Origin of the sequence: Luteolibacter sp. LG18 (genome assembly GCF_036322585.1) — a bacterium.
In the GTDB taxonomy this organism is placed as follows: Bacteria; Verrucomicrobiota; Verrucomicrobiia; order Verrucomicrobiales; family Akkermansiaceae; genus Luteolibacter.
The window spans coordinates 853,853-877,528 of sequence record NZ_AP024600.1; the positions used below are offsets into that span (position 1 = coordinate 853,853).

General features: G+C 64.9%; 33 protein-coding genes. 9 read left to right on the forward strand and 24 right to left on the reverse strand.

All coding sequences use genetic code 11. The annotated features are described in order from the left end of the window. Positions 1–3: 3 nt before the first annotated feature. Genes llg_RS03490 through llg_RS03520 form a run of 7 tightly spaced genes read right to left on the reverse strand, consistent with a single transcriptional unit; the run spans position 4 to position 5,687 of the window. Complete coding sequence (locus llg_RS03490) at positions 4–2,364, reverse strand: hypothetical protein (RefSeq protein WP_338287217.1); 2,361 nt, start codon at positions 2,362–2,364, stop codon at positions 4–6. Positions 2,365–2,402: 38 nt separating this feature from the next. Next, positions 2,403–2,846 (reverse strand): hypothetical protein, encoded by a 444-nt coding sequence (locus llg_RS03495; RefSeq protein WP_338287216.1) that lies wholly within the window; start codon positions 2,844–2,846, stop codon positions 2,403–2,405. Positions 2,847–2,864: 18 nt separating this feature from the next. Continuing rightward, on the reverse strand, positions 2,865–3,425 hold the full coding sequence (locus tag llg_RS03500) for a hypothetical protein (RefSeq protein ID WP_338287215.1): 561 nt from the start codon (positions 3,423–3,425) through the stop codon (positions 2,865–2,867). A gap of 30 nt (positions 3,426–3,455) precedes the next feature. Next, positions 3,456–3,638, reverse strand: coding sequence for a hypothetical protein (locus tag llg_RS03505; protein ID WP_338287214.1), 183 nt, complete (start codon positions 3,636–3,638; stop codon positions 3,456–3,458). Positions 3,639–3,668: 30 nt separating this feature from the next. Further along, the gene (locus llg_RS03510) at positions 3,669–4,157 is read right to left on the reverse strand and encodes a hypothetical protein (RefSeq protein ID WP_338287213.1); all 489 of its coding nucleotides are present in this window, start codon (positions 4,155–4,157) and stop codon (positions 3,669–3,671) included. 1 nt (position 4,158) lies between these two features. After that, positions 4,159–4,731 carry a hypothetical protein gene (locus llg_RS03515; RefSeq protein ID WP_338287212.1) on the reverse strand — a complete coding sequence of 191 codons (573 nt, stop codon included), beginning with the start codon at positions 4,729–4,731 and terminating at the stop codon, positions 4,159–4,161. Continuing rightward, positions 4,728–5,687, reverse strand: a complete 960-nt coding sequence (locus llg_RS03520; RefSeq protein ID WP_338287211.1) for a hypothetical protein — start codon at positions 5,685–5,687, stop codon at positions 4,728–4,730. The genes llg_RS03515 and llg_RS03520 overlap by 4 nt, the downstream gene beginning before the upstream one ends. A gap of 45 nt (positions 5,688–5,732) precedes the next feature. Here llg_RS03520 and llg_RS03525 point away from each other — a divergent pair, with 45 nt between their 5' ends. After that, positions 5,733–6,386 carry a hypothetical protein gene (locus llg_RS03525; RefSeq protein WP_338287210.1) on the forward strand — a complete coding sequence of 218 codons (654 nt, stop codon included), beginning with the start codon at positions 5,733–5,735 and terminating at the stop codon, positions 6,384–6,386. Between the two features lie 7 nt (positions 6,387–6,393). Here the strand turns inward: llg_RS03525 and llg_RS03530 are convergent, their stop codons facing one another. The 17 genes from llg_RS03530 to llg_RS03610 form a co-directional block, all read right to left on the reverse strand. Next, positions 6,394–6,582 (reverse strand): hypothetical protein, encoded by a 189-nt coding sequence (locus llg_RS03530; protein ID WP_338287209.1) that lies wholly within the window; start codon positions 6,580–6,582, stop codon positions 6,394–6,396. A gap of 56 nt (positions 6,583–6,638) precedes the next feature. After that, positions 6,639–7,088: a phage protein Gp36 family protein gene (locus llg_RS03535; RefSeq protein ID WP_338287208.1), complete on the reverse strand. Its 450-nt coding sequence runs from the start codon at positions 7,086–7,088 to the stop codon at positions 6,639–6,641. Positions 7,089–7,182: 94 nt separating this feature from the next. Further along, positions 7,183–8,112 carry a hypothetical protein gene (locus llg_RS03540; protein WP_338287207.1) on the reverse strand — a complete coding sequence of 310 codons (930 nt, stop codon included), beginning with the start codon at positions 8,110–8,112 and terminating at the stop codon, positions 7,183–7,185. Between the two features lie 42 nt (positions 8,113–8,154). Then, the gene (locus llg_RS03545; RefSeq protein WP_338287206.1) at positions 8,155–8,727 is read right to left on the reverse strand and encodes a hypothetical protein; all 573 of its coding nucleotides are present in this window, start codon (positions 8,725–8,727) and stop codon (positions 8,155–8,157) included. A 45-nt stretch (positions 8,728–8,772) separates the two neighbouring features. Continuing rightward, a complete protein-coding gene (locus llg_RS03550; RefSeq protein ID WP_338287205.1) occupies positions 8,773–9,780 on the reverse strand; it encodes a phage protease in 1,008 nt (335 codons plus the stop codon). Beyond that, entirely contained in the window at positions 9,777–11,861 is a 2,085-nt protein-coding gene (locus llg_RS03555) for a DUF935 family protein (protein WP_338287204.1), read from the reverse strand. Before llg_RS03555 ends, llg_RS03550 begins: the two co-directional genes overlap by 4 nt. Positions 11,862–12,006: 145 nt before the next feature. After that, positions 12,007–14,010 carry a hypothetical protein gene (locus tag llg_RS03560; RefSeq protein WP_338287203.1) on the reverse strand — a complete coding sequence of 668 codons (2,004 nt, stop codon included), beginning with the start codon at positions 14,008–14,010 and terminating at the stop codon, positions 12,007–12,009. Further along, positions 14,007–14,540, reverse strand: coding sequence for a hypothetical protein (locus llg_RS03565; RefSeq protein ID WP_338287202.1), 534 nt, complete (start codon positions 14,538–14,540; stop codon positions 14,007–14,009). The genes llg_RS03560 and llg_RS03565 overlap by 4 nt, the downstream gene beginning before the upstream one ends. A gap of 8 nt (positions 14,541–14,548) precedes the next feature. Continuing rightward, positions 14,549–14,815 carry a hypothetical protein gene (locus llg_RS03570; RefSeq protein WP_338287201.1) on the reverse strand — a complete coding sequence of 89 codons (267 nt, stop codon included), beginning with the start codon at positions 14,813–14,815 and terminating at the stop codon, positions 14,549–14,551. Then, positions 14,812–15,273 carry a hypothetical protein gene (locus tag llg_RS03575; RefSeq protein WP_338287200.1) on the reverse strand — a complete coding sequence of 154 codons (462 nt, stop codon included), beginning with the start codon at positions 15,271–15,273 and terminating at the stop codon, positions 14,812–14,814. The genes llg_RS03570 and llg_RS03575 overlap by 4 nt, the downstream gene beginning before the upstream one ends. An 8-nt stretch (positions 15,274–15,281) precedes the next feature. Continuing rightward, a complete protein-coding gene (locus tag llg_RS03580) occupies positions 15,282–15,608 on the reverse strand; it encodes a hypothetical protein (protein WP_338287199.1) in 327 nt (108 codons plus the stop codon). Continuing rightward, positions 15,605–16,228 (reverse strand): M15 family metallopeptidase, encoded by a 624-nt coding sequence (locus tag llg_RS03585; protein ID WP_338287198.1) that lies wholly within the window; start codon positions 16,226–16,228, stop codon positions 15,605–15,607. The genes llg_RS03580 and llg_RS03585 overlap by 4 nt, the downstream gene beginning before the upstream one ends. After that, positions 16,221–16,373 (reverse strand): hypothetical protein, encoded by a 153-nt coding sequence (locus tag llg_RS03590; protein WP_338287197.1) that lies wholly within the window; start codon positions 16,371–16,373, stop codon positions 16,221–16,223. Before llg_RS03590 ends, llg_RS03585 begins: the two co-directional genes overlap by 8 nt. A 126-nt stretch (positions 16,374–16,499) precedes the next feature. Beyond that, positions 16,500–17,036 carry a hypothetical protein gene (locus llg_RS03595; protein WP_338287196.1) on the reverse strand — a complete coding sequence of 179 codons (537 nt, stop codon included), beginning with the start codon at positions 17,034–17,036 and terminating at the stop codon, positions 16,500–16,502. A gap of 131 nt (positions 17,037–17,167) precedes the next feature. Further along, the gene (locus llg_RS03600; protein WP_338287195.1) at positions 17,168–17,455 is read right to left on the reverse strand and encodes a hypothetical protein; all 288 of its coding nucleotides are present in this window, start codon (positions 17,453–17,455) and stop codon (positions 17,168–17,170) included. A 27-nt stretch (positions 17,456–17,482) separates the two neighbouring features. Next, the gene (locus llg_RS03605; protein ID WP_338287194.1) at positions 17,483–18,094 is read right to left on the reverse strand and encodes a hypothetical protein; all 612 of its coding nucleotides are present in this window, start codon (positions 18,092–18,094) and stop codon (positions 17,483–17,485) included. Between the two features lie 3 nt (positions 18,095–18,097). Continuing rightward, complete coding sequence (locus llg_RS03610; protein WP_338287193.1) at positions 18,098–18,949, reverse strand: LexA family transcriptional regulator; 852 nt, start codon at positions 18,947–18,949, stop codon at positions 18,098–18,100. A 54-nt stretch (positions 18,950–19,003) separates the two neighbouring features. On the opposite strand from llg_RS03610, the gene llg_RS03615 reads away from it, so the two are divergent. From llg_RS03615 to llg_RS03650, 8 genes are all read left to right on the forward strand, one after another. Continuing rightward, positions 19,004–19,243, forward strand: a complete 240-nt coding sequence (locus llg_RS03615; protein ID WP_338287192.1) for a hypothetical protein — start codon at positions 19,004–19,006, stop codon at positions 19,241–19,243. Beyond that, positions 19,240–19,443: a hypothetical protein gene (locus tag llg_RS03620; RefSeq protein ID WP_338287191.1), complete on the forward strand. Its 204-nt coding sequence runs from the start codon at positions 19,240–19,242 to the stop codon at positions 19,441–19,443. Before llg_RS03615 ends, llg_RS03620 begins: the two co-directional genes overlap by 4 nt. Before the next feature lie 359 nt (positions 19,444–19,802). Beyond that, on the forward strand, positions 19,803–20,015 hold the full coding sequence (locus llg_RS03625) for a hypothetical protein (RefSeq protein ID WP_338287190.1): 213 nt from the start codon (positions 19,803–19,805) through the stop codon (positions 20,013–20,015). Between the two features lies 1 nt (position 20,016). Next, a complete protein-coding gene (locus llg_RS03630; RefSeq protein ID WP_338287189.1) occupies positions 20,017–20,283 on the forward strand; it encodes a hypothetical protein in 267 nt (88 codons plus the stop codon). Between the two features lie 2 nt (positions 20,284–20,285). Beyond that, a complete protein-coding gene (locus llg_RS03635; RefSeq protein ID WP_338287187.1) occupies positions 20,286–20,531 on the forward strand; it encodes a hypothetical protein in 246 nt (81 codons plus the stop codon). 9 nt (positions 20,532–20,540) lie between these two features. After that, a complete protein-coding gene (locus llg_RS03640; protein WP_338287186.1) occupies positions 20,541–21,311 on the forward strand; it encodes a hypothetical protein in 771 nt (256 codons plus the stop codon). A 5-nt stretch (positions 21,312–21,316) separates the two neighbouring features. After that, a complete protein-coding gene (locus llg_RS03645) occupies positions 21,317–21,487 on the forward strand; it encodes a hypothetical protein (RefSeq protein WP_338287185.1) in 171 nt (56 codons plus the stop codon). Between the two features lie 75 nt (positions 21,488–21,562). Then, on the forward strand, positions 21,563–23,671 hold the full coding sequence (locus tag llg_RS03650; protein ID WP_338287184.1) for a hypothetical protein: 2,109 nt from the start codon (positions 21,563–21,565) through the stop codon (positions 23,669–23,671). Positions 23,672–23,676: the final 5 nt, after the last annotated feature.

Genomic DNA, 23,676 nt, shown 5'->3' on the forward strand with positions numbered 1-23,676 from the left:
GGCTTACTTCGGCAAGAGGAACCCGCTGCTCTGGAACACCGTTTTCATGGCCGCGGCGTGGAGCACCACGGCCGCCGGGGTGTTGTAATAATGCACCGCCGTGGGATCGCCGCCGGGATCGGTGTCGCGCGGGAAGGGCCGCGTGTCGATGACCCAGCCGAGCGCATCGGCCGCCGCCACGTTCCGGATCGCCTGGCGCACCTGCTCGATGTTGCCGGTGCGGGTTTCCGCGAAGGCCGGGGTGCCGCCGCCCGTCGCGAAGGTCCAGCTCGCCACCAGTTCCGGGTGCGCGGCGTTGGTGGCGCTGCCAGTCATGATCAGCGTGCCGCTGTTGCGAAGCTCCCAATTGCCGCTGGCGATCTGGAGCGTGTAGGTGCCTTTGGTGAACACATAGGCCACGTTGTAATCCGTCTCGCCCGCGGCGGCCTGGATGGCATAGGTGCCATTGGCCCCACTGGCTCCGCCGGTCAGACCGGAGATCGTCAGGTTGTTTCCCGAGGCGGTGCGGAACGGCGGATCGTAGTCCACCAGGTGATAGATGATCCTCACGTCGCTGCCATGGATCGCACGCAGCCGGGCGATCACCTGGGTGAGGTTCGCCTGGTAACGCAGCGCCTCGAACCGATATTCCGTATCGCTCTCACCTTGGTTCCAGGACAGCACCTTGGTGGTGCGCCCCAGCGCCAGCGCGTTGGTCGGCAGGATCGCCGCGAAGGCATTGGAGGCCGTCACCATCCGGAAGCCGTTGGTCGGGCTGTTGTAGGCCGCGTCACTGTCCGTCTGCCGGTCCGCCTGGAGATTTCCGGTGTTCGTCGCAGACGCGATCAGATAGTGGGAGATCGCCTCCCCTCCGAAGTTGGCGTTGATGTTGGAAACCGAGACATTCTTGAGATCGGCCACCCCGCCCGGCGCGCCAAAGTCCGCGGCCGTCAACTCCGCCGTCTCGTTGCTTTGGCCGAATCCACCGTGGCACACGTAGTCCACCAGATCGCGCAGGTAGGTGGTCGCCATCACCGGCCAGATCTGCGCCAGCGGCAGCGCCGCGATCTGCGCCTTGGTCCCGTAGAGCAGCACCGCCGCGTAGAGAACGCCCGTGTGGCCGTTGGTCACGGCCGGAGCCGTGAAGCGGATGTTGTTCGCGTAGGCCGCGAAGGACTCCTGCGTGTAGAGCGTGGCAAGGTTGGTGTCGGCGATGGAGTTGCGCACCGCGTGCACCACGTTCTCGCCCACGGACCGGTAAGACAGCAGCAGCGTGGGGCTGCTCACCGGGCTGCACCCGGTCCAGCGGCTGCTGCCGCCATCCCCCGCATTCGTGTTCGCACAGTAGCCGAAGGCATTGGCACCGGCCCCTTGCAGGGACCAGGGCGCGTAGTTCCGGCTCGCTCCGCCATAGCCCGCCACCGGAGCGGAGAGGTTGATCACGGACAACGATTGGCCGCCCGTGGCGATCACCGTCGTCAGCGCCGCGTTGCCGTAAATGTAGCTCCCGGGCGCTTCGCTCGCGGGAAAGGGATCGTCCACCCGCACGATGGAGCCGAAGGCCGGATTGTTCCCGCCGGAGAAGGGCGCGTAGCTCGCCCCGAGATACTGCGTCTGGTTCGCGCCCACTCCCAGCGCCAGCGTCGTGCCGTCCGCGCCGAAGCTGCCGCCCGTGATGGTCCAGCGCGTGCTGTTGCGGTTGCCCGCGTAGGTCGATCCGGAGTAACCGGCTGGACCCGCCGGGTAGCCCGCACCGAATCCACTGCGTGCGGCGTAGAAGGCGAGGTTGTTCCAGAAGCCCACCGCCTTGGCGCAGCGGAACCACTCATCGAGCTGCACCTTCTTGGAGCGGACCGTGATCGGGTCCGCCGTCGCCGCCGAGGCGAAGGTGACCAGGTCGGCATCGTAAACCGCGCACACGCCGGTCCACGCCACCACCGAGTCGCCGATCCCGTTGGAGGCAGTCACGCGGCATTTCAGTTCGCCGGACATACTGGGCACCGTCAGGGGGTTGGCTGTTGCCCCCAGCAGAAGCACGTCATTCACAAACCACTGGTAGGTGAACGTCGGCAGATTCCGCCACGTCCCGGTATCCGCCGTCACGCTGCCACCGATCGTCGCCGTCGCAGCCACGCTCGCGTCCGTGACTTGTTCCGGCGGCCTGATCGGATGATTCCCCACCACGCTGCCAGGCGCGGTCGGAGATCCCGGCGCGTGGTCACCCGCCACGTTTCCCGGCGCGTCCGGAGATCCGGCGCTGTGGTCCACCACCACCGATCCAGGAGCGGTCGGAGAAGCTGGCGTGTGATCGCCGGTGATGTTGCCCGGGGCATCGGGCGTGCCGGGCGTGAACGGAGGAAAGACGGAACCAGGAGCGGAGGGCATGGGATCGGATGCGTTGGAAGTTGGAAGGAGGGATGAAGTCAGGAGCCTTCGCCACCGCCGCCGCCTGGCAGCGTGATGGCGTTGGAGATCGCGATGAAGGAGCCGTGGGCATTGGTCGCGGTTTCGCGCAGATACCAGATGCCGTCATGCGCGGAGCTGTCGATGGTCGCGCCGCTCACGCTCTGGTGGGAACCGAGCACATCGGGCGTTCGCCACTCGTAGGAGATCGAGGTCGGCGCGTTGAACCAACCGGCGCTCACGGCCGTCAGCGTTCCACCCATCGTCCCGCTGTAGGTCGGCACACCCACAGGAGATGGCGGCCCGCCGATGCCGGGGGTGTAGTCCGGCACCACCTGGTCGGGCGCATCCGGAGATCCCCCACCGACTGCACCCACCACGCTCCCGGGCGCGGTCGGCGCGCCGGGAGTGTGGACGGGCACGATCGTGCCGGGTGCGGTCGGTGGGGTTCCGGTCAACGCCATGGCCGTGGTCGCGTGGGCTTAGCCGAGGTCCGGGAACACGACGCTTTCCGCATCGAGCTCGTCGATCTTGTGGGCGATCAGCGCGCCCTTCACCGACTTCTGGCCGATCTTGATGTCGGCCTGCAGGCGGAGCTGCACGCGCCAGATGAAGCGGAATCGGTCGGCACCCTTGCCGCCCTTGCGGCCCTGCACGTAGAGCCAGCCGGTGATCTGGCGATCGTCCAGCGTGCCCGGCGATTGCGCGGTGCCCAGGACGATCCTGCTCGGCAGGCCCATCTGCAGCCGCCAGGACAGCTCGTGCATCTCGTCGGCCGTGAACGCGAACATGTCGGCGTTGGTCCACTTGCGCGGCACCTTGATCTGCTTGCCGCTCGGCATGACCCTGTAAAAGGGATCGTCGGTTCCCTCGTTGGAGAATCCGCTCTCCTGGATGTTACCCAGCGAGGGCCAGTTGGAGATCGGGGTGAAGTCGGGGATGACGGTCTCGCCGACAACCAGGCTGTCGACTTCGGTGCCGTCCTCCACGAAGAACACGAGCGCGCCGATCAGATCGGCTTCGAGCATGAAGGTGGGAGTCATGGGATGGGGTATCGGGGTTGGAGGTTCGGATCAGGCGAGGCCCACGTAGGCGAGCGCGCCGGGTTGGTTCGCGTTCACCGCGTCGGCTTCCGCCTGGGTGAGCTTCAGTTGGGTGCCGGGGAAGCACAGCGCCTTGCCGCGCTTCAGCTTGTGCCCGGGCTGCACTTCGAAGATCAGCAGCACTTCGGTTTCGTTCTTTGGTTCTTTGGCCATGGTGGTTTCGGGGTTGTTGGAAATCGGTTGTCAGAGGAATGCGGGGATCGAGATCTCGCCGGAGTAGAGGAGGAACCGTTTGTCGGGCACCTGGTCGCCGCCCTTCATCTCCACCTCGCCGTTCACGTGGTCCTCCTCCGGCCGCCACTTCCACAGCCGGATGATCACGCTATCCATCACGTCGTCGGCGTAGAGCGCGCCGTCGGCCTTGGCCTCCTCGCCACTCTCCAGCACCAGCGGGCGGCTCCACACCGTCAGCTCGTAGTGCTTCGTGATGCGGGGGCGTTTCTGCGCCGCGTCCAGCGGGCTCCAGCCGGTGTAGGTCATCGAGATCACCACGCCCTTGGTCCGGCCGATGATCTCCGCCACCTTGTCCACCGGCAGCGCCTGGCGGGCGTAGACGAAGTCCACGCCGGTGATGTCCACCGGCGTCGGCAGCTCGCGGTGCTCCTCGTCCACCAGCGGAGCCGTGGCGAGGCGTGCTTGGATCAGGGCGGCGTGTGTGCGGGCTTTTCCCATGTCAGGCGGCTTCTCGGAGTTCGGAGATGTAGTTGAGGATCACGCGGCGGCTCAGCGCCCGGTAGATCTGGTCGGAGGGCAGCAGCGAGCGGTCTTGCTTTTGCTCGACCTTCCGGGCCAGCCAGAAGGCCACCGTCCAGCCATCGGTGAACATCAGCGCCGGATAGCGGCCGCCCACGATCGTGAAGGTCAGATCGCCCGGGGCGAACTCACCGGCCCGTCGACCGTAGGTGCGGGCATCCGCCGGGATCGTGAGGAACTGGCGGCCGCTGCCGGGCAGGATGACGACGTCATGGAACGCACGGCCCAGGCCGGAGGACCGCGGGATGCGCAGGATCGCGAACTGCTCGTCGGAAGCCGCTTCCAGTCGACCGGCCGTGCGCTCGTGGTGCAGCGTCGGTGCAGCGCCCAGCCCCTCGGCCGTGGCGTGGCGGTTCAGCCCGCGCAGGTAACGCTGCGTGAACTGCATCGCCTCCACCGCGAGGCGGGCGTTGACGTTCTCCATCGTGGTCAGCCCGTCGCGCAGGGCTTCCACCGTGCCGAGCGAGGCCTTGAAACGGATCTGCACGTTCATTGCCCGTCCCTCCCGTTTCTGCCTTTGCGATAGGCGGCTTGCGATTCCGCGAGGCTTTCTTCCAGCAGGTCGCTGTAGTCGTAGCGCCCCGGCTTTTCCGTCACCGGCTTCGACATCGTCTCCACCTCGAACTTCCGGCGCAGATCCGGAGACACATCCTGCATCGTCAGCCGTGGCGCCGGGAGCGGCATCGCGCCCGCGATCACACGCGGCCGCTTCGGGCTGGCCAGCCATTCGTCGACCGTCTCGCCCTCCGGGCCGCGGATGTCGAAGCGCACGCACTCCGCGTGGCTGCGCTCTTCCCAGCCCACACCGGAGCCAAACGCCAGCGGTGGCGTGTCCACGTCCAGGGCGTCATTGAAGTTCTCCGAGGAGCCGAGTTCGCCCCAGCGCGGATCGCCTTTGAAAAGGATCATGCGGCCGCCGTCCACCAGCACGCCGCCCACGATCGTGAAGCGCGCCTTCCAATCGCGGGGCGCGGCCCGTGGCGAGATCCGCACCAGCTCGAACGCGGGAAACTCCGCGAGCCTCACCGGCTCCATGCCGCGCCGCTGAAGGCCCGCGTTGGTCATCAGGTCGACCTGCGTCGTGAGAGTCAGGTTCATCCGACGGAACGAGGACAGATCTTGGAGCGAGCCACGGATCGCGGGCGGCACCTGGCCGACTCCCTCGCCGGGGAATCCACCCTCGGGCGTGTAGCCCAGGGCGCGCAGGCATTCGATCAACGTCGCCCGCGCATCCGCCATGCCGATGTCGCCGCTCGCCAGCAGGTCCACCACGCGCTTCAGCTCGTTCACGTAGATCGTGCTCGTGCCCCGCGCCGTGAACACCGCACGCGCCCGCACCGCCGCGGAAAGCTGGCGCAGGCCAGCCGTGTCCAGGTGCGTCGGCAGCGCCTTGCGGGCGTTCGCCGCACGGAACGCATCGAAGACAGGATCTGTAGAAGTCGAGGGCAAGATCGTGGATTATTTCCAATGGTTAAGTCCGGACACGCCGCTACGATGGCGCGCATGACCTGCGGTGAATTCGCCTGTAAAGTAGTGGATTGGATTTGGGCCTCCGTGGAGGCGATCGCCACGGTTGTGGCCGCGATCTGGGCCTACCGGGCCTTCAAGGCTCAGTCGCGGCAACTGGATTTGCAGCGGCTGGACCGCCAGAACGAGGGGCTGGCAAAATCGCCGCGCTTCCGTGCGACCGGGCTCGTGCAGAGCCCCGACCTCAGGGGAGTCCCCGTCGGCAACGTTGTCGGATGCCCGGAAAAGACGCCGGGCCATCCCACCTTGGACGCTCTGCCCCATCTCGGCCATCATTTGATCATCTGTAACCTCCGCAAAGACATCGAGGTGTCTCAGCTCGAAATCCGGATCGACGGCGACGCTCAGTTTCGCGGCATGCAGAACCGGGATCTGCTCTTCACGGTCGATCCCATGGATACCCCGAACAGTGATTATCAGTTTTTCGTGATCCGCTACCCTTGGGGGTTGGGAACCACCGGCGAGACGGTTCGCTTGCGTGTTCAATTCGTCACCGCGACCGGCTTCGAGCAGAGCCACATTTACGAAACGCGCATCCGGGAGCGGCACTTCCACCGCGTCAACCCGCCGTTCATGGCTGAGGCAGACGAAGAGGAAGAAGACCGTCAGTGGTGGAAGTGAAAGCATGTTAGATCGGCTTGTTGAAGGTCCAGTCGCGCCGGTTGAGCACGCCCGTGATTTCCTCCATCTCGGTGATGGTCGGCTGGCGCTCGCGGTCCGGATCGAGGTTGCCCGTGCCGCGCTCCACCACCGTGAGGGTGATCTGCACGGCCTTGTCGGTATCGAGCTGCGCCCAAATGGTGACGTTCTTCGGCATGGCTTCTCTTCGTTTAGGAATTTGGATTTAGGATTTAGTGCTTAGGGCTTCGCCCGTCAGATCCCGTTCTGCATGTCGCGGCTGAACCGCTTGCGCCGGGCGATGATTCGCGGGCTCGGGCTCGGCGGCGGCGCGGGCGCTTCCGGGTTTTCGTCCGGGCGTTCGATCGAGGCCCGGCCCGCACGGACGTCTTTCAGGAACGCCACCGCGTCCTTCCATTCGTTGGTGCGCGGCTCGCTCACGGCCTCGTCGATCATCGACAGCAGCCGGTAGCGGATCAGGCAGATCGCCGCGTCCTCGCACTCGTCCGCGATCGTGGTCGGGTCCGGATCGAGGCGGTTCTCATGCCAGGAGCGGATCGCGTTGCGCACCCGTTTCGTGACCGCGGCTAGGATGCTCGGCAGCGGATCGACGCCGCCTGTCACCGCCACATGCGTGCGATAGGTGGTGCGCTCGGTGTCGCTCAGCGCGCCGACCAGCGCGTCGGTTGTCAGGGTGATCCACATGATGATTGGAAATTGAGGGTTCTTGTCTCGATGACAGGCTCCGCTTTCACGGAGCCTGCGGATCGAAAGAAGATCCGGAACAGGGGTGGAGGGATCAGTTCAACGCAACCGTGAGGCGCTCGGCCGCCTCCTCGTTCGTGACCTGGACGTCTTCCGACCAGTCGTATTTGGCGACCTCGCCACGGCCGTCTTCCTTCTGATAGGTGCCTGGCACCATGAACTGTCCGCGCAGGCGGAACGTCTTCATGAAGGACGGGTCGAAGCGCGTCGGGTTGGCCATGCGGGCGAACACCAGGATGTCGCCGTCCAGCGTGAACTGGATGTCCTCGGCCAGGCCTTCGGGCGCGTCGTCGTAGCACATCAGGCTCAGGCGGACATCCGGGGTGGCCATCAGGAGCTGGCTGAACTGTTCGATCGTCGGCACGGCGAACTGGCCCTTGCCGCCCGCCACGAAGCGGGACTTCACGGACGGATGGTTCTTCGCAACGCGGTAGGCACCGGCACCGAAGATGACGCCCACGCCCATCAGACCGCCGTATTTCGCGGCCTTGATCACGGCCGTGATCTTCTTGTCGATCTGGTCGATGATGTCGTCACCGGCGGTGATCGCCAGCGCGGTGCCATTGCCCATCGCGGCCAGGGCCGCGTCGATCACCTTCTTTTCATGCGCCAGGGCGGCGGCCGCCGCCACCAGGTCGGCACCTTCCTGCATGACGTTCATCAGATCCGCAGTCTCGATCTTCTCCAGGTTGTCCACCGGGAAATCGAGGGCATGCGGTTCGCAGTTGAACGTCTTGTCCTTGGCGGAGAAGCCGATCTGGGTGGCGCTTCCGCCCAGGGCGCGCGCGGTATTGGGAATCCGGAAGCGGTTCTTCTGGGTATACTCCTTGTAACGGCCGGTGAGCGTGGCCACCGGCACGGTCGGAGCGAGGAAATCGGCCACCGCGGAGGTGGCGGATTGGGCGGCCCCCTGGGAGTATTCCTTGAGGATCGGATCGGAACTGACTTCAGCGAGTTTGCTCATGTTTTTGGATGAGGTGTGGGTTCAGGGTTCGGGTTGGAGCGATCAGGCCATGATGCCCTTCGCGACGAGCGCGGCGCGGATCTCGCGCACCGTGGTCACCAGCGCATCGGCCTGCGCGGAGGTGGTGAAGCCATAGGGCGTCGCCGCGTTGCTGGATCCGGTGGCCGCCGGAGTCGCGCCGCTGAACGCGGTGGGAGCGGAGCCAGTGTCCAGGTAGTGAGGATGCGGTCGGAACAGCACGAGCTGCTCGTCCTCCCAGTCCTCCTCGGCGATACCGAGGACGAACAGGCGTCCCGTCTGCGCGGCCAGCTTGGTGGCCTTGCCCAGGTCGCCGCCGGTGGCCAGCACCAGGATGTCGCCTTTGCTTCCGGTGCCGTTGGCGCGCACGCGGACGTTCTCCAGCGGCGTGAGCGGCAACACCGTGCCGGAGGTTGCCCCGCCTTCCAGGATGATCCAGAGGGTGAGGTCGGAAGCGGCGGACGGAAGGGCGAAGCCGTCGCTGGTCAGTTTGGCAAGCAGGCCTTCCTTGCCGGTCAGGTCCGCGGCGAATTCGCCGGGGATATGCCCGGCCTGGGTGTTGCTCTGCGTCGAGAAGATCGCTTTGTTCGAGTTCATGGGATCGGAACTATCGGGTTGAGGTTGGGTGTGGGTGGGGTTGGATCAGGACAGTTCGCCAGCGGCGCGGTTGAAGGCCGCGTTCCACGGGATGCGTTCGGTGCGCTGGATCTCGGCGGCACGGTTGCGGATCGCGGCCGCCTTCTTCTTCCCGGCGGCCTGCTGTTGCTCCGTGCCGCCATCGCTCACCGCGTCCGGGGCTTTCGCCTTCTCGCGGTTGTGGATCGGAGCGACCGGCTTCTTTTCGACTTCCTTCACTTCCTGCTTCGGGAAGGTGGTTTCCATCAGCTCCTCGGTGGCCTTGCGGTTCAGGATGAGATGCGCTTTCCAGCCAGCGCGTGCGGCTTCGGGGACGCGATCACCGAAACGATTCATGATCGTCTCAGCGGCGTTCTCCTTGTTCTCGGTTTCGGCGGTCGCCTGGTCGCTTTTCAGCTTGGCGATCGCGGAAAGGATGGCGGCCTCGTCGGCATCGGCGGGCAGCCCCAGTGCGGTGGCGATGTTCTTCATCGTCGGTTGTGTTGTGGTTTCGGTTTTCTGCCCGCCCTTGGCACCAGCCTCGGCACGGTTCGAAATCGGTTTGATCCGGCCCCGGTTGTTGGGGCGGTTCGTGAAGGCGAGTCCCGCCAAACGCAGCGGCCTCACCTTGCCGCCGCCGAGGTCTTCGAGATCCCCGGCGTCGTATTCGGTGGAGAAGAACTTGAATCGACGGTTCCTCACGGCGGGCTCGCCGATGTCGGTCAGGTCGAGCTTCGCGCACAGGATGCCGTTGCGGACCTGCACATCCTGCGCCCAGGCCATCGCCGCCGTGCTCTTGTCCATGTCGTGGGACAGATGGTCATGGTCCACGAGCAGACCGGCCCATGTGGCACCGGCGGCCGCCTTGTCGGATTGGAAGCGGTTGACGATCGACTTGAAGGCGATGTCATCGAGCACCTGCTCACGCGGGTTCTCGTCTTCATCGACTCCCGCCGGATAGGTGCCGGGGGCTTCGATCTCAAACCAGCCGTCGGCCGGGACTTCGCCTTTGCGGTTGTGGATGGGGTGGCTCATTCGGAATCGGATTTGGGTTGGATCAGGGCGGCTGCCAGCTCCTCGCCCAGAGCGGCCTCCAGTTCGGGGGATTGCAGGAAGTCGGGCATGTCCGCCGAGATCTTCTTCAGCGCCGCCCGCATCGCCGCCTCGTCACCGGCCGCGAGGGCACCTGCCAGGGCTTCGCCGAGCGGCTGCAAGTCCGCGGAAAGGGCGTTGCAAAGCTTTTGCATCGAGGCTGTCCGGCCCATGGCATCGGCCTCCTTGTCGCCGCGCACCGCCCGGATGAAGTCTTGGAAGGTGTCGCCGTTCTCGGCGGAGTAGTGCCGGTTCATCAGCGCCTGGCCGGTGCTCTCCATCTGGAGCAGCAGGCCGATGACCGCCATGATCGGCGCGTCGATCCGGAACACATCCATCGGCACGTTCGGTCCGTCTTCCAGGGCGGACTTGTACTGGTGATGCCCGTCGACGACGTGGTTGTCGGACGAAATCAGGATGGCGCGTTGCGCGCCCTGGTGGGCCTTCGCGGCCGCCACCTTCGCGGGCGAATACTCGGCCTGCGTCGGCTTGAGGTCCGCGGGCTTCACCGACTCCTTGGTGTAGTCGATGCCACGGGCGCGAAGGAAGTTTACCATCGCCGCCCGGTTGCCGCTCTGGATCTGCGGCATGATCTCCCGCGGGATGCCCAGGGTGCCGGTCTCACGGCCGAACTTCTTCCATCCTTCCTCGGAGGGCTGGCGATTGAAGATGTTCCCCACGATCCGGAGCATGTCCTCGGGATGGCGCTTGAAGTCGTTGCGGCTGGTCCGGCCCGCCAGGCCCATCAGTCGGTTGAGCAGTTTCCCCTCGGGAGTCTGCACGGACGGGGCGAGCACCATCTTGTATCCGGTCTTCTCTTCGATGTAGGCCGGGTCGACGGTGAAGCCGCTTCTGTTGAGAAGGCACGCATCCTTCACCACCTGGCTGCTGTCCTGTTCTTCGTTGGCCGCCAGCTCGAAGCGCGCCCAGGCTTCCTCGCCCGGTGTTTCCGCTTCGATCACCTCGGCGTCGATGGCGGCTCGCAGGATCTCGGAGATCTCCGCGGCCTCGGCCCGGGCGATCGCGGCGAAGGTATCGGCATGCGCATTGCCCGCGAGGGTGCCGCTGCCGCTCTGCGCCAGCATCGTGAGCATCCCGCCGGTGCCACGCAGCACCACCTGTTCATCCTGGTAGGCGAGATGTTCTTTAAACGGATTGTTGCCACGCGCTCCGTTGTCGACGGTTTCGACCTTCGACCCGCCGGGCAACACGCCACGGCCGTCGCTGGTGATCTGGTCGGCCGCTTCGAGATACTCGTCCTCCTTGTCGGACGGAACGTTCTCCGGCATCACGATGAAGACGGCCGGGATGCCGAACTGTTCGATAAAGCCGTCCCAGTCTTTTTGAGACAGGCCCTTCCGGACGTAGGCGATGAGCGCCACGCGGTTGATCGGCCGGGCCACCTCGCGGGAAATGAATCGCGGCTCCGGAACCTCTTCGCCGGCATTGGTGCCGAACGTCGCGCTGCGGTTGTATTTCCAGGCACCGTAAAGCCCCTGGCGCACCCAGAACCATTGGTCCACGGGAGCGAGCGCGATGATCTCGCCATCGCCGTTGGTCACCTTCTCCAGCCGGGAGAAGCCACGGAAGCTCGCCATCGCGAGATGCTCGAAGGCGGCGCTGAGATTCTTGATCCGCTTGTAGGTCGCCTCCAGCGCGGCCTTCTGGCGCTTGGCCACGCCGGTCTTCCCCGCCGGAACGTCGACCCGCATCACGATGTTCCAATCCAGCTCCTGGATGGCGGACGTCCGGCGCTCGATCAGAGCGCCCAGGGTGGCGTCCTGCATCTCGATGTAGCGGTAGGTCCACATCAGGTCCGCGAACGCCCCGCGCTCGCCTTCCTCCAGCAGGCACACGGCCCGCTGGATGGTGAGGCTCCGCAGCGGATTGTAGGTGTCCCGCCACGAGTTCGCCGCCGCCACGTGGAATCGGTAGCTGACAGACATCACCGCCCGGTTCACGATGCCGCGCATCCGGCCGAAGAACCCGCCGGAACGGGTCGGAAGGGTGGTTTCCCGGCTCATCGGCGGACCTCCTTCCCCGGAAGGGTCGCGGACCCCGTTGCAAAACGGCGCAAACCCGTTGCAAAACGGTTAGGAACGGAAAGCCGGATGATCTTGGCTCCCAAATCTAACCCCCCCTTAAAATCGATTCTGGCGCGTTTCTCGCTCATACCCCTTTGAGGCTCCTTTCCTTGTTCCGGGTCCGCTTGCCGCCCGGGCGTGGTTTGATCGGGGCGCGCTTGCCCACGGCCGCCTTCACCACCTGCTCCGCGAGGCCGGAATAGGCGTCTGCCAGGGTCAGGTGGTTCTCGCACTTGTCGACATAGTCGCCCTTCTCACCGTTCTTCTCCTCGCGGGCCGATCCGGTGATCAGATGGCGGTCCAGCGTCTGCAGGATGGCCGGGCTTCCCGGCGGCTGCACCGGCAGGCGCATCACCGGTTCCTGGAACACCTCGCCCTTGTGCTGGCGATAGACGTTCTCCTCCGGCGTCAGGAATTCATTCACCACGCGGTCGATCGTGTCGAAGCGGTTGCACTTGATGACCGGATAGTAGCGCGTGATGCCGTCGGCCTGCTCCTGCCCGATCTCCTGGACGATGCCGCCGCCCTGGGGCCGCGTGAACTCGACCACCGCGCACTTGAGCCCCTTCCATTCGCTGTTCTTGCCGTCCCACACCAGGCCGCCGGGGAACTCGATCCGCGAGTTCTCCGGATCGGAAACCTTCGGCCACTTGATGCCTTCCAGGCCGTTGAGCTTGTAGCAGAGCTGGCGCGCTTCGTTCACCGCCGGGCGGGCGTCGACGAACAACGCCGTCAGACCGATCTTGTGGAAGAGCGTTTCGGCCCGCCGCACGACGTCGGCAATCGGGATCTCCTCGGCGTGGACGATGCGCTTCTCCACCTCGCTGGCGACCTCGCGGGCCACGAACCAGCAGCGGTTGCCCGTGTCCAGTCCGCCGTAACCGGTGGTACCAGGGCGCAGCGCCAGCGCGAAGTTGAACGGTTCTCCCGCCCCGCGGCTGCGGATCAGGATCTCCGGGGACAGCGCCTGCGTGGCGTTCTTCGGCAAGGCCAGCACCTCGCAGCAGAACACGATCATGCTGTCCGGATCGATGACCGCCGCCTGCCAGCGGCTCACGATCTGGTTGAGATCGATCGCGTCGATCGCGAGCTGCGGAATCGTGAAGGACACATTCCGCATCTCGATGCGATCCGGCACCAGGTGCTTCTCGATCGGCTTGCGGCGGTCCACCACCGCTCCCGTCTCCGGATCGGCGAGGTAGAACACCTGGCCGGGCTTGTAGGGCCAGCGTTCCTTCTTCTCGTTCTCGAACTGGCCGGTGTGGGTCAGCTTCGGATCGCTCGGCTTCGGCACGCCATCCACCGCCAGGCGGCAGCATTGCGGCCACGAGGTTTCCAGGCGGATCTGTTTGCCGCCGCCCACATCGAAAACGGAAATGCCCTGGCTGCCGTCCTCCCACTCCTTGTTCTGCCCGGCACCGTGCATGCGCTGGGTGCCGATCGAGATGCGGAAGCGCAGCTTGCCCGCCGCCATGCGGCCCACGAGATACTTCGAGTTCTTCGGCGGGATGTCGTCCTTCTCATCCTCGGCGGCCAGCTCCATCGAGAAGGTCGTGGGGATCTTGTTCATCCCCATGATCATCCCCACGGCGTTGCGTTTGCCATCATTCACGGAGAATGCGCCCTTACGGTTGAGCGCCCGGCCACGGTTGTCCTTGGCCTTGCCCACCGTCATCAGCGGGCCGAGGAAATCGATCTGTTGGATGACGTCCGGCCGCAGCTTCGAATCGACCACGCCTTCCACCAGGTTCTCGTCCGGCAGGTAGAGGCCCACGTTCTGGAACCGGATCGCCGTCATGTAGGCCATCAGGTTCAGTTCCAGGATCGTCTTGCCGAACTGCGCGCCGCCGCACAGAGCCAGCACGGAATCCTCCAGCGGCACGCCCGTGTGGGAGCCGAGCACCAGGTCGATGTATTCGATGACCGGAATCAGCGCCTCGCGCCCTTCCAGGGAATACGGCACGTAACGGCCATCGGGCGTCCGCGCCCTGGCGTGCTTTTCGAGGAACTCCCGGAAGCTGCCGATCTTAGGCACCTCCTTGGTGCCGTCCTTCGCCAGCCGTTCGTCGAGGCGATTGATCAGGCTCATTGCGCCAGCACCTCCTTGAGCTGCTTCCAGATCTTCATTGCCGCGTCGTTGCCCTGGATCTCGCCCAGCAAGGCATCGAGTCCGGCTTCCAACTTGGTCTTCGTCGCCAGCTCCAGCTTCTGCCGCTCCAGGGAGTGCTTCTCCTTGGCCAGCCGCAGCTTCGCCAGGGCGACGTAGCCCTTGATGTCCAGGTTCTCGGTGGCCTCGGACGTGAAGACGATCTGCGCCACACGGTCCAGCTCCTCCGGCGTGATGCTCGGATCGTTCGCCAGCTCGGCCTTCGCTTGGTTCGCCCGGCGCTTCGCCTCGGCAATGCGCCGCCTGAATGCCAGCCAGCGATAGAAGTCCGACAAGGTGGACAACGCCACGGTGAAGCCGTAGCGCAATGGAATTTCCACCAGGATGGCATCGAGCTTCAGCTTCTTGCCGCCTTTCTCCGGATGGCGGAAGCGCCACAGCACCTCGTGCTCCTCGTCGGAGAGGTTCTGCAGTTTCGCGTCCGGGCGCGGATCTTGATCTGGGTCCAGCATTCACCCGGTCAGTTGAATTTGGCCAACAGTCCTTCGCCCCGCTCCGTGATCGCCCATTGCACGATCGTTTCATCGATCTCGCAGGGCACCTTCACGATGCGCTTGGTCTCCTCCAGCCACTGGATGTGCTCGGTCCACTCGTCGTCTTCGATGGGCGGGCGGGTCAGGCCGTTCACGTGGGAACGCAGCGACTCGTCCACCAGGGCATACCCATCCGCCCGCTTGAGCGCGGTGAGGATGCTTTTGCGGATCTGGGATGTGCGTTGCGGGTTCATTGCTTGCGCGATGGGGTCTTGATGCCGAAGTGCAGGAAGATGAGATCGAGGCGGCCGTGCCAATCGCGGGCGACGTCATCGATCTTGTCGTTGAAGGCGGCGGTGATGTTCTTCTCCCGCTCGTGGCCGGAGGTGATGATCTCCTTGAATTGGGCGGCCTGCTCCGTGCGGAGCTTCTCCACGGCCGTCTCGATCAGATCGACGCGGGCGGCCAGCGCCTGGTGCTGGTCCCAGGATGGATGCGGCGGGTTGTTCGCCTGCACCGAGACCGTGGGGAACGGGGCCTGCACCGTGACGTTGCGATGGCGCTCACGCTCCTTCGTCGTGGCGTGACGGTGCACGCCGACCAGGGCGGGAACGATCAGGGCGAGCCCTGCGAACAGCGCGCCGATCATCTTGAGCACCCACTCGCCGGAGAGCTGGGAATCCGGAGCGGCCGCCGCTTCGGCGAGGATCATCGCCAACATCACTGCGCACCTCCCTTCAACCACCGCCTGCGGATCTCGTGGATCACGTCCGCCCACAGGTCGCCAGGCGTGCCGGTGAGCACCGCCTTGCGTTCCAGGTAGGCGTCCAGCTCACGCAGCGAGCTGGACGTGACTCCCATCACGAACTCGCGGCGGCTCGTGGCGTCGCAGGCCTGCCGGAACATCAGCTCGCCGTTGCAGATCACCGGAGCACCGGCGGCAACAACCGGGGCCGCGAACTTGATCGGCGGTCCCGGGCGCGCTCCCTGGCAATCCGCGCAACCGCAGCCTCTGGCATGCACGAGTTCGGCGAATGGATCGATCACAGCACGGACCCTTTCTCTTGGAAGAGTTCGCGGTAGTGGTCGTTGGGCGAGGCGGGCAACGACGCGGGCTGGTAGTGCGGGAAATCCTTGATCGACGTCCAGTCACCGCCCCAGGCGAGGCCGCATTCATCCGCCAAGGCTGTCGCGATCTCGCGATGGATCTTGTCGGCGAGGCCCGGCTCGTGCTCGTCCAGATAGCTGCCGCCACGGAACACCCCGAAGTCGACGGCGACGGCGAAGTTGTGCCAGGAGGAACCCGGCTTGGCCTTGGTGACGATCTGACCCGGCGTGGTGCGACCCTGGTTGTAGAGCGCCTGTTGCTCGGCCATCGTGCGGGTGCCCTGCACCGCGACGTAGGAGAGCCCGCGATCGGCAAGCCGGGCATTGGCCTGGCGATAGAAGTCGCGGAAGTTCGGCACGATCTTCGGATCGAGCTTCGCGAAGACTCCGGCCGTGCGGCTGTCGATGTCGCCGGAGGGCGGGATCGGTGCGGGCGTGGCGACCGCCGGAGCGGGCAGCGCGGCCAGGATGGCGGCGGCCGTGGCCGGGCCGTAGGTGCCATCCACCGTCACGCCGAGGCGCGCCTGGATCTGGCGGGTGAGTTGTGGGAGATCACTCATCGTCTTTGGAAGGGTTGATGCCGTGGGTTCGATCGAGGGCGCGCAGCAGCATGCGGAACAGCAGGCCGACGATTCCGGCCATCATCAGCACGCCGATCAGCGTGCCGAAAAACGGGTGGTGGAAATCGATCGCGGCGGTCTGCATGCGCTGGCTGGGGGCAGGGACATTCCTGTCCCGTGGTTGGAAAGTTGTGCGGCGGGGCGTCCTCGATCCGGCTCGCGGATCTCTGCCCTCACGCGGTGCGCATCGGCACCGCTCGCCGCAAAGGGGTCACTTCGTGGCGTTCACCACGGCGGCTTCCGCTTCCGCCTTCGGAAGCACGCGGATCGGCATCGGCTGCACCTTCGCCGCCTTCGGTGGCTTCGGGGCCTTGGCACCCGTCAGCCCCTGGATGAGCTGCCCGGCCAGCGAGGCGAAACCCGTGTCCAGGGCCTTCGTCTCGGTCACGACCTTGTAGCCCTTCGCGTCGGTCCGCGTGATGGAAGTGGTGCTGCACGACGTCAGCGACACCGCCAGGAGCGCGAACGCCGTGCAGGTCACCAGCATCAGCGCGGCGCTCCCCCCGGAGCCCGCGCCTTTGCCGATGAAGAAGGAAAGCCACGGCCACTTGCCCACGGCCTTCACCAGGACGGAGCCGATGTAACCGGCGATCACCAGCGTGGCCGGATCGATCGCGTTGTTGAGGCTCGTGCCGACCATGTCGATCAGCGCGCCTTGGGAGATGAACTTGTGTTTCAGGAACAGGACGAGACCGGCGAACAACGCGGTCAGGATGTGCCGGACGTGGGATTGGAGTCGGTCGTTCATGGGGTGGGTGGTTTCTTGCGAGGAGCCCACCTTGCCGGACCCCGCGGCGGTTGATTCGCCACCCGCCTCCACCTACCTCCACTTGCCGCTACTCGGTCCGGAGGCACCCCCGAAAACCGCCTCCGGAGGCTCTAACCGATCTGCCTGAACTGGCTCTGCTTGTGGTGCCAGACGGACAGGAGATCGACCCGCCAATGCGAGTTCTCCCGGTCCGGCCGCCGCTTGTAGCCGCGGATCGCGCCGGACTTGATCAGGATGTAGATCGTTTCCCGGTCGCAATCGTCGAGCAGCTCGCACGCCTTCGCCACGCTGCCCCAGCGCGGCAACTTCGCCCCCGTGCGCGGGGATACCACGTGCTTCTCCTCTGCCCAGGAAAACAGGGGCAGGGCGTCCAGCTCGTGATTCCCGTCGGGCCTCATGCCCCGACTATAGCACAGCCGGATTTTTTACTTTTGGGCGGCTTGCTTTGCCCTGATCTCCGCGCACTCGCGTTGCAATCGGACAGCCTCGTTCAGCTCGAAACGGGCCTTATCCCCCAGAGCCAAGGAAACCTTCGTTGCCCCTGCCGGGTCACGTTTGAAATCCAAGGCCTGTTCATGAGACTCAGCGTCAAACTTGTCGGCTTTGCCAAGGTGATCGTCTTGTTCCAGCATGAGATGGAGCTGTAGATTGTCGGACTTCTCAGCATCCCGATCCAGGTTGGCGCGCTTCTGGTCTAGCAGCTTCCAGGCGATGTCCGAGTCGAGCTCCAGCTCCTTGGTTTTCCTGTCCTGCTCTTCTGGCATCGGGCCCAATCTTAGAGCCCTGCTTTTTTCCTGTCGGATTTCCATACGTTGCTGGACAGCCTTGACCCGCTTCCCAAGCAATTCGTTCACCTCAACTAGCAACGCCGCGCCGTCAAGATTGCGTATTTCCCGGCGAATCTCAGGGTTCTTTAAAACCGAGTCCGGCTGAGCGCTGGAGGTCAGCGGCTTGACGTCATCGCTTTTGTCGCAGCTCACCAGCAGCAGCGCGGTCACCGTCAATACGCCCAATTGAAAAGGGAGAGAATCCTTCATGGGTCAGTTGGTGATTTGTCTCCACATGCCGTAAACCGGATAGGCCCACGTGACATCCTTCTTTTCGATCACGTCAGGCTCATAGCGCCTGTTCAGCGGGATCAATCGGATCGTGTCGCCGCGAATTTCAATTCGGCGAAACACCACCCCGTCGTTGGCCAGCTTCAACACAGCCAGGCAGTTCGTGTAAATGCGGCGCTCCGGCATCAAGATCAGGAGATCGCGCTCTTTGTATTCCGGCTCCATCGAGTCGCCTTCCAGCCGGACCGCGAATGCTTTCTCGTCGCGGCATTCGGTGGGCACGTGGTCCTCTGGATCACAATGGAGCTCTTCGTAGCTCTGCGCTTCTCCAGCGTGGGCCATCCCGATCACGGGAATGTAGCGAGTCGTTCTTTTCGGTGGAAACCTTGGCGGGGGAGCTTCTCCCACTTGAGCGATCTGAACAAATTGCTCACCTTGAATTCCTGACTCTCTCTCCAATTCGTTCAATCTTTCCAAAATTCGAGGCTGAGGATCTTTCTCTCCCTTCTCGATGTAGTGAAGCTGAGTCCTTGAAATATTAAGCAACGTGGCCAATTCGGCCCGACTTTTGATCCCACGTTTGGCCATCAGGACGGCAAATCGCTGAACAAAGGTTTCAGAAGAGTTCATTTTTGTCTTGCGCCAATGAACAGAAAGTTCACTGTGCCGCTGAACAAGTTGTTCAGAAATGACAGGAGCCCGCAACCAAAAACCAAAAGCTACGGAGACCCGCAGGCGCGCCGTCGATGTGGAGCTGGCTCGAAAGGGCTGGACCCAAAGCGACCTCGCCAAGGCCATCGGCCGTGCCCGCAACACCGTAAACCGAGCGATCAATCACGGGGAAAATCCTAAGACCCTGAACTTGATCCTCAGCGAACTCGGCATCCGATGAGCGATTCGATCGACAAGAATTTTGACGACGAATGCCGCCGAGAGGTGGCGAGTCTCTCCCTCTCCCATTCGGAGGGCCTTCCGATTAGTCGCCGCATCATGGTGGCTCACGGATTGTGCCTCTTGTTTCCAAGTGGCTCGGCCGAGCGAGTGGCGGCTTCGAATTTGGAAGCCACGCTTAAAGACGCGGAAGAACGTCAACTCCAACTGGAGGAAGTGCTGAAGCAACAGCCATGACCACCCCCGCCTCTAACACCGATGCCTTCGCGGCGGCGATCCGCGAGCTGACCGAGCTGCGCGACGATGAACGGGAAATGGCCCGCGAGGCCACGGCTCGGAAGTGGATCGAATCCGGAGCGACCCACCGGAACTACGCCCGCGGCCTCACCGAAGCCATCGCCGTCCTCACCCGCCACCAACAGCAAGCCACCCGCTGATCATGACCGACGACACCTTCAACCGCCTTCTCCTGATCCGGGTCCTGCTGGGGGATTGCGTGGAGGACCTGGGTCTTGCGCCGGAGCTGCTGACGGCGTCGCAGGCAGTGAGCTGGCTGCTCGGGTCCCGAAGCACTCCCAGGCCAGCCGCAGGATCTCCGTGGTTTGGCACCATGTCTCATGCACCAAGCGGTCACGCTGGTGGAACAGATCTACGAGCCATCGGTGCTGCTTTGCCTGCTCTTCTAGCCGGGCTTCAAGCGCGGCAACTCGTTCCCGCAGTCTCACTAGTTCCTCGTCCATGCCCGGACTGTGGCCGTCCGTCCGTTCCCCCTCAAGCCCACTGATCACCCTCACCCATGTCCGACGATCGCACCCCCGAACAACTCGCCTTCGATCAGCGCGTGCTCTCCCTGCACCAGCGCCAGGCGTCCGGCGAAGTGCCGCCGCCCGGGCGGATCTCCCAACGCCAGCTCGCCCGCGAACTCGGCATGACCATCCGCGAGATCCAGCGGGCCGAAGCCCTCGCCCTGGAAGCCATCCGCCGGTCCTTCATCACCCGCACCCACTGACATGAAAACCCTCGCGTGCTTTGCCATCCCCGCGATCGCCGTGGCCCTCATCGGCACCGCTGCGCTCACCGCCGGTGCGGTCCTCCTCTGCGTGGAATCCGGCCTCGGCATCCTCGCCCTCCTGATCCTGGCCGTCGCGGTCGTGATCATCGCCAAGGGCTGCAACGCGCTGCACCGACTCTTCCTCTTCATCGAGTCGAACGACGGCCCGGCCCGCCTCAACCGCCCCGCCCGCCGGATCGCCCGCTGCCCCATCGAACGCGCCTGACCATGAGCCGCCGCCCCGCATCGTCCGCCGGAGGGGTGCCCCTCGCCATCGGCATCGACCGCATCACCGAAGACCGCATGGCCCGGGACGAAAGCCCGACCCTCTACGAGTTCTACGACTTCGACCGCGCCTGCGACCGGTGGCTGCGGAACCGCACCAGCCAGGAGCGCAAGCTCGCCGAATGGAAGGACGCCTGGCGCGAACGCCGCGCCGCCAGCCTCTCCGAATCCGCTGAATCCCTTTCCTGATTTCCACCCATGCCATCCAAGAAGACTCCCAAGAACGCCCCCAAAGTCATCGACATGGAGGTGCTGCCCCCGGCCGGAACGCTGGCAAAAACGAACACGAGTTCGTTTTTGGCCGCCACCGGAGCCGCCGCCATCAACCACCATTGGCAGGCCGCGCAGCACCACCACCGCCAATCCTGCGCCCACCTGATCATGGCCGGGCACGCCCTGCTCGACCTGAAAAAGCAGACCAAGCATGGCAAGTGGGAAGCGCTTTTCGACGGATTCAAGGGCGCGGACGAGCCGGTTTTCGACTTCTCCATCCGCTGGGGTCAACGGCTGATGGACATGGCCAAGGCCTCTAAAAAGCATCTGCCCGAATTGCAGGGACTGCCCTTCGAGCAGCCGATGACCGAGTGGGAGGAAGGCCAGCTCAAGACCCTGAGCACCGCCGTTTCGAAAAAGGCCGATGGCGAGACGCTCCAGCAGCTCGCCGTGGAGTGGGGCGTCGGCAAGAAGCGCCAGATCCCGAAGCCCTCCACCGCGATCACCTACATCGCCGGGGACGACGAGGACGAGCCCGAGGAGGAAGAGGAGACCGCAACCCCCGCGCCGCTTACCAAGGCTCAGGAGAAGCAGCAGCGGATCGAGGAAGCCCGCCACGCCTTCAACGGCCTGATCGAGCGATGGCACAAGGCCGTGTCCCTCGGCCAGCTCGACGACCTCCCGCAGGCCGATCTCAAGGGAGCCGCCGAGTTCCTGAAGTCCCAACACGACCAGGTCAAAACCCGGATCAAGTGACCGCCATGGACCTGACACCCCATCTCCTGCTCGCCGCCGCCCTGTTGCAGTTCCGTTTCTGCCACGTGGTCGAGTTCGGCCCCCGTCACGTCTGGCTGGCGATCGCCACCTATGCCGCCTGCGTCGTGCAGATCGTGTTCTGCATCGTGGTGATCTTCGCCCCATTCCTCCGCTGATCACTAATCACTGCTGACTCGGCACTCTCCGTCTTGCTGAAAACTGCCAACTGAAAACCAGCAAACTCTTCACCCATGCACCTCACCATCGTTCACCCCGACTACGCTTCCCAGGATTGGGAGGACGTGCCCCTCGATCACCGGCCGCTCGTCCGCGCCTGGCTGCGTGAACTCGCGGAGGCCCCGAAGCGCGGCGTCACGAAGTGGCTTCAGGAGATGGCCCAGCGCCTCGGCATCTCCTACAGCACCGCCCGCCGGAAATACGATGATCTTCGTAACAGCGGCGGGGACTGGAAGGTGCTGGTGGACAGCCGCCGCATGGTGACCCCGGCGGAAATGGCCCGCACCAGCCTGCCGGTGTTCCGGGCCGAACTGGCCCGCCGTTTCGAGAAACACCAGCGCAACGGCCGCGCCGCCTTCCGCAAGCTGCGTCAGGATTGGAAGACCCGGGCGAAGACGATCCCCGGCTACGAGGATTGGGTGGGATGGCCGGAACTGCCGGAAGGGTGGAGCGACCGACGCCTCTACGCGATTGTCCAGGAGGAGACGAACCAGGCGCGCCGCCGCTCGATCCGCATTGGCACCAGCAGCAAGACGAATCCCTTCCTGCCCACCGTGCTCACCACCCGCGTCGGCCTGTGGCCGGGAGCCGTCCGGCAACTGGACGACGTGTGGCACGACAACTTCGTCACCGTCGGCCGCAAGCGCGAGCTGACCCGCGTGCTGGAACTCGGCTCGCTCGATCTGTTCAGCGCCTGCCGCTACAACTACGGCGCGAAGCCGCGCATGCGGAAGGAAGACGGCTCCGGATTCGAAAACCTCAAGATGCGCGAGATGCGCTTCTACCTGGCGGGGGATCTCTGGAACTTCGGCTACTCGCCACGCGGCACGATGTATATGGCGGAGCACGGCACCGCCGCGATCAGCGAGGACATCGAGCGCATCCTCTACGATGCCACCGGCGGCATGATCCGCGTGGAGCGCCAGCCGATCGAAGGCAAGCAGGCCGCGCTGTGCGGATTCTGGAGCGGCAGCGAGGGCGGCAACTTCCGCGCCAAGGCCGCGCTGGAAGTGGTGCACAGCCTCATCCACAACGACCTCGGGCACCTGTTGCTCCAGACCGGCCTGGACAGCGACCACCGCCCCGTCACGACCGATCGGCAGCTCGCCTACATCTCCCGCATCGTCCGCGATGTGTTGAAGAAATTCCCGGAGCGCCTCGACCAGCTCAAGCTGCCCGCCCTCGACTTCCACACCCAGTTCTGGCCGCTCGTCACCGACTACTACCAGCACGGGCTGAACGCCCGCACCGATCACGAGCTTCAGGACTGGGAAGCGCTCGGCCACGTCATCACCGAATACACCGCGCTTCCTGGCAGCGGGCTGTTCCTCAACGAGCAGGCCTTCCTCGGACTGCCGGAAGCCTCGCAGGCCATCATCCGCCACAGCGCGAATGCGGCTCCGCAGGACTGGAGCCGCCGCCGCAACCTCAGCCCGATCGAGATCCACGAACCGGCCCGCAAGTCGTTCCTGCCGCTTCCCGCCTCCGTCTACTGCGAGATCATCGGCGGCGATCTGGCCCGCGAGGTGACCTGCAAACGCGGCTTCCTGGAATTCGAGGACAAGGACATTTCCGCCGAGCCGCTCATCTACAAATCCCGCTTCCTCCGCAGCCGTGGCGAGATCGCGCACGGCGAGAAGGTGAGCATGTTCGCCAATCCCTACAACAGCGCCACGGCCTTCGTGATGGATGCCAAGGGCCGCCCGCTCGGCGAGGTGCCGCTCTTCAAGAAGGTGCTGCCCATCGATCCCGATGCCTTCGGTTCCGCCGCGCCTTTCGAGTCCCGCCCGGAGATCCGCAGCAACGACCTCCGCGAGGCCGCGATCGAGAAACACGAGCGCGTCGCCGACATCCTGGAGCCGAGCCGCATCATCCACACCGAGGTGGTGCAGGAGGCGCAAGACCTCCGCGCCCACAATGCCCGCGTCGTGAGCGGCAAGCCGGTGACCCCGGAAGAGATCGCCGCCGCCCGCACCGAGGCCGGGAAGAAAGGCCACCGCACCGCTGCTGCAAACCGCCTGCAGGGCCGTGGCAGCGAGCGCGATTGGGACGCCGAGCCCGGCCCGCAACCGGCCCCACCCGCGCCCGTGATCCACGACCCCTTCGCCTCCCTCGACGACTGATTCCC